The sequence below is a fragment of the Archangium sp. genome, from assembly GCF_036389735.1.
Lineage (GTDB): Bacteria > Myxococcota > Myxococcia > Myxococcales > Myxococcaceae > Archangium.
The window spans coordinates 1-5,161 of sequence record NZ_DASVWK010000095.1 but is presented as its reverse complement, the minus strand read 5'-3'; the positions used below and the strand labels follow the sequence as shown (position 1 = coordinate 5,161).

General features: G+C 69.8%; 3 protein-coding genes. 1 reads left to right on the top strand and 2 read right to left on the bottom strand.

Features of this window, described 5'->3' with window-relative positions; all coding sequences use genetic code 11:
• The coding region (locus VF794_RS03775) for a diguanylate cyclase (protein WP_331107791.1) at positions 1 to 1,685 on the top strand (1,685 nt) is incomplete at its 5' end.
• Position 1,686: 1 nt separating this feature from the next.
• Here VF794_RS03775 and VF794_RS03770 read toward each other — a convergent pair.
• Both VF794_RS03770 and VF794_RS03765 read right to left on the bottom strand, forming a co-directional pair.
• On the bottom strand, positions 1,687 to 3,153 hold the full coding sequence (locus tag VF794_RS03770; protein ID WP_331107789.1) for a trypsin-like peptidase domain-containing protein: 1,467 nt from the start codon (positions 3,151 to 3,153) through the stop codon (positions 1,687 to 1,689).
• A gap of 121 nt (positions 3,154 to 3,274) precedes the next feature.
• Positions 3,275 to 4,864, bottom strand: coding sequence for a glycoside hydrolase family 57 protein (locus VF794_RS03765; RefSeq protein WP_331107787.1), 1,590 nt, complete (start codon positions 4,862 to 4,864; stop codon positions 3,275 to 3,277).
• Positions 4,865 to 5,161: the final 297 nt, after the last annotated feature.

Genomic DNA, 5,161 nt, shown 5'->3' with positions numbered 1-5,161 from the left:
GCTCGGACACCCGGCTCCTCCACGCCACCGCCGAGCTGAACGTGCTGTCGCCGGACGGCGTCATCCGCTGGTCGCTCCAGCCCGCCCAGACAGGCACCCGCCACCCCAACGCCGAGCGTCTGTCGGCCACCGGGCCGCAGGTGGCCAGCTCGACGCCCTACGAGACGGAGGTGCTCCGCCCGCTCGGTGAGCACGCCTGTGAGGGCTGTCACGCGGGCGCGGAGACGAAGCCCGTGGGCCTGCTGCACCTGCGCGTGGTCGCGCCCGTGGTGCACCAGGAGCTCACCGATGCGCTCGGCGGCGCGCTGGTGGCGGTGCTGGTGCTGGGCACCATGCTGATGCTCGCCACCGCGGTGTCGCTGCACCTGTTCCTCGCGCGCCCCCTGCGCCGGCTGGCCTCCGCCATGCGCCGCGCCGAGGAGGGAGACTTCCTGGTGCGCGCCGAGGTGCGTGGCGCGGATGAGATCTCCCGCCTGTCCGCCGCCTTCAACGCCATGCTGGCGCGCCTCACCTCCATGAAGGCCGAGGAGATCGACACCCACCGCGATCTCCAGGTGACGAAGTGGAAGCTGTCCCTCAAGGAGGAGCTGGAGGAGCGCATCGCCGAGCTGGCCCTGCTCTTCGACGTGGCGCGCTCGGTCAACTCCACCATCGAGCTGTCGGAGCTGCTCTCGCGCGTCAGCCACCTGGTGCCCGAGCGGCTCCACATCCCGGACTTCTCCATCATGCTCGTCAACGCGGATGGGCTGCTGGAGGTCCGGAGCACCTTCCCGGCGAGACCGGACCTGGAGGGGATGACGTTCCAGATCGGCGAGGGCGCCTACGGGCGCGCCGCGAAGCTGCACCGGGTGGTGTACATCCCGGACGTCACGGACCCCTCGAGCGTGTTCGCCCGGACCGGGCTGCTGCCGGGGCAGGAGGGTGGCGCGCTGCTGTGCGTGCCCATGGTGCACACGGACTCGGCGCTGGGCGTGCTCAACTTCCGGCGCCCCGAGGTGGCCAGCTTCGCCCCCGAGGAGATCGAGCTGCTCACCGCGGTGGCCGATCAGGCCGCCACGGCGGTGAAGAACGCCATGCTCCACGCCGAGGCGGTGCAGCTCACCATCACGGATCCGCTCACCGGCGTGCCCAACCGCCGCCACCTCTTCAACCGGCTGGAGCTGGAGGTGGCGCGCTCGCAGCGCTTCGGCACCCCGCTGTCCATCCTCATGGTGGACATCGACCACTTCAAGCGCCTCAACGACGCCGCGGGCCACCGCTCCGGTGACGAGGCCCTGCGCCAGGTGTGCGACGTGCTCCGCGCTCGCGTGCGCAAGGTGGACACGCTCGCGCGCTACGGCGGCGAGGAGTTCATGCTGGTGCTCTCGAACGTGTCCAAGGAGGACGCCTTCGAGGTCGCCGAGAAGCTGCGGCGCGCCGTGGTGGAGGCGCCCCAGCTCGCCTCCCCCACCCAACCCTCCGGCCACATCACCGTCTCCATCGGCGTGGCCACCATGCCCGACGACTCCCTCACCCAGGACAACCTCGTGGACTGCGCCGACTCCGCCCTCTACGCCAGCAAGCGCGGGGGGCGCAATCGCGTCACCTCCTACGAGCCCGGCATGGAGCAGCACCCCGGCCGCGAGCGAGGCATCTCGCGGCCGAGCGAGCCTTCGGTTCCCACGCCCAGCGTGGCCAAGGGCTGAATCACGGGACGCGCAGGGCGCGCAGGTAGCGCCCGCCGCCCGGCACCTCCACGCGCAGCAGCAGCGTGCTGCCCGAGGGCGCCTTGCGGATCGTCTTCGCCAGCTCCTCCGCGTTGCGCACCGGCTTGCGATCCACCTCCACCACCACCATGCCCGGCTCCAGCTCCGCGCTCTCCGCTGGCGAGCCCGGCAGCACGTCCGTCACCACCGCGCCCTGCGCGGACTTCATCCCCGTGCGCTCCACCATGCGCTGATCCAGGTTGCTCAGCGACACGCCCACGCGCGCCTTGGAGGACTCCTCCGTCTCGGGGCCCTTCTTCTGGCGCAGGCCCAGGCCCTCCAGGTCCGGGCGCGTCCCGAGCTGCACCTTCAGCTCCTGGCGCTTGCCCTCGCGGAACACGTCCAGCGACGAGGTGCTGCCCGGCTTCTTCAACGCCACCCGGCGGGTGAGCTCGCCGCCCGAGCCCACCTTCTGCCCGTCGATGGACACGATGACGTCATCCGAGCGCAGTCCGCCCTTGGCCGCCGGCGAGTTGTCGTTCACCTGCGAGACGATCGCCCCCTCGGACACGGGGAGCTGGAGCGCCTGGGCCAGGTCCCTCGTCAGGTCCTGGATGCCGATGCCCAGCCACGCCCGGGTCACCGAGCCGTCCTTCTCGAGCTGCGGCAGGAGCGCCTTCACCAGGTTGCTCGGCACCGCGAAGCCGATGCCCGTGCCACCGCCCACGATGGCGGTGTTGATGCCCACCACCTCGCCCTTCAGGTTGAAGAGCGGGCCACCCGAGTTTCCCGGGTTGATGGCGGCGTCCGTCTGGAGGAAGTCGTCGTAGGGGCCGGAGTGGATGTCGCGGGCGCGCGCCGAGAGGATGCCACTGCTCACGCTGGAGGCCAGCCCGAAGGGGTTGCCGATGGCCACCACCCAGTCACCCACGCGCATCGCGTCCGAGTCCCCCAGCTTCACGGTGGGCAGGTTCTCCACCTTGCCCTTGAGCCGGATGACGGCCACGTCCGTGAGGGGATCCCTCCCGACGATCTCCGCGTCGAAGCTGCGCCCGTCGTCCATGCGGACGCGGATGGCCACCGCCCCCTCGACGACATGGTTGTTGGTCAACACCAGCCCCTTGGAGTCGATGACGAAGCCCGAGCCGGCGCCCTGGCGGATGGGCTCGCGCCGCTGGCCCCGGGGGCCTGCTCCGCCACCGCCTCCGAAGAAGCGGTCCATGAGGGGATTCTCCCCCGGTCCGCCCTCGCCCATGGAGGCCTTGGCCTGCACGTCCACGTTGACGACAGCCCCCTTCACCGACTCCACCAGGGGAGAGAGCGATGGCAGGGCCTGCGCCTCACGGGTGGCCGGCTGGACGGGGTTGGCGGCTGGGGTCGGCGCCGTCTGGGCGCGCGCGAGCAACGGGAATGCCAGGATGAGAGCGCCTGCCAGGGCGCTACGCGGAGGGGTCAGTCGCTTGGTCATGATGTCTCCCCAGATAAGACGGAAAACCGTGCAGGCAAGGCGTACCCGCTTCGCCCGCACGGCTGGGAAACACTGGAGCTGACCGGCTCTTCCCCAAAAAGAGGGAGGGGGTGGGTCTTCCCTACCCCGGGCGATAGACCCGGTAGTCGATCTCGGGGAAGAGGTTGTCCTTGCCCTCGACGTGGGTCAGCCAGCCCTCGTCGATGTTGCCGCCCCGCACCTCATCATGCAGGCGCTGGAAGCGCAGCAGGTGCTCCTTCGTGCGGCGCACGGCGTAGTCCACCATGGTGCCGGTCTTCATGATGAAGGCCCAGTCCGAGGACTGCGCCAGCAGTAGCTCGCGCGCGGCCTGGTTGAGTGCCCGCCGCTGGAGCGTGGAGGAGTCCGGGTAGTCCTTGGCCAGGGCCACCATCTGCCGGGAGCAGTAGTGGAGGTGCCGGTAGATCCAATCGTTGGAGCCATCCAGCCACATGTTGGCGTAGCCGCCCGCGCCCCAGGAGCTCAAGGGTGGCGTGGCCACCTGGTTCTCCGGGTGCTCGGCCAGGTCCTCCGAGGCCGTCGTCAGCCGGAAGGTCTTCTGATCGAAGGCCACCTTGCGGATGAGGGCGTCGAGGAACCAGGGCCCCTCGAACCACCAGTGGCCGAAGAGTTCGGCGTCGTAGGGCGCCACCACCACCGGCTTGCGGCTCCCCACCTTCCCCGCGAGCCACTCGAATTGCTTCTCGCGGTTGAAGAGGAAGTTGCCCGCGTGGGTGGCGGCCCGCTCGCGCGCGGCGTCCGGATCATAGGGCTGCTTGTCGTGCGTCTTGCCGGTGATCCGGTAGTACTTGAAGCCGGTGTTCTTGCGGTCCCCGGTGGGCTGGATGAAGGGCCGGACGTAGTCCAGGTCCAGGTCCCAGCCGATGTCCCGGTAGAACTCGCGGTAGACGGGGTCGCCGGGGTAGCCATGCTGGGAGCTCCACACCTGCTGGCTGCTCTCGGGATCCCGCGCGTACGCGGCCACGCCCGACTCCGTGTAGACGGGAGCGAAGGGGCCATGCAGCGGCCGGGGCGTGGCGTCCATGAGGCCGTGCGTGTCCACGAAGAAGTAGCGGATGCGCTCGTTCGCGAGGAACTTGTCCACCCCGGGGTAGTAGCCGCACTCGGCCAGCCAGATGCCCGGCGCGTCCCGCCCGAAGGTGAGCCGGTAGTGGTTGGCGGCCACCGTGATTTGAGCGCGCACGGCCTCGGGCGTCTGCTGCATGAGCGGCAGGAAGCCGTGGGTGGCGTTGCAGGTGATGATCTCCAGATGCCCCGCGTCCTGGAGCCGACGGAAGCCGCTCACCAGGTCGCGCTTGTAGCGCTCGCGGAAGGCGCCGCGCAGGGTCTCGAAATGGTCCCGGTAGAAGTGCGCCAGCCGGCCGAAGACTGGATCATTCCGGGTGCGGTGCACCTCACGCGCGGCCAGCTCACAGAGCTGATCCAGCCTGTGCGCGTAGCGGCCCATGAGCAGCTCGTCGCGCAGCATGGTGACGAGCGTGGGCGTGAGCGTCATCGTCACCCGGAAGGGGACGTTCTCCTCCGCCAGCCGATCGAACACGAGCAGCAACGGAAGGTATGTCTCGGAGATGGCCTCGTAGAGCCAATCCTCCTCGAGGAACTGCTCGTACTCGGGATGACGGACGAACGGCAGGTGTGCGTGAAGGACGATGGCGAGCGAGCCGATGGTCATGTCGTCTCCCTCTCAGCGACCGCGTCCGGAGGGCGAGGTCGCCCAGGTTCGCGTCTCGGAGGCCCCGTCCATCGGACGAGACCATGACCATGCCCACGCCCACTGCTCCGAGGAACCATCCATCGGGCCCGCTCCCGCCCACTGCTCCGAAGAACCGCCCATCGGGCCCACTCCCGCCCAGTGCTCGGAAGAACCTCCGGGGGAGCCCACTCCCGCCCACCACGACTCGGAGGAACCACCCGCGGCGCGCACTCCCGCCCAGTGCTCGGAAGAACCTCCTGGGGAGCCCACTCCCGC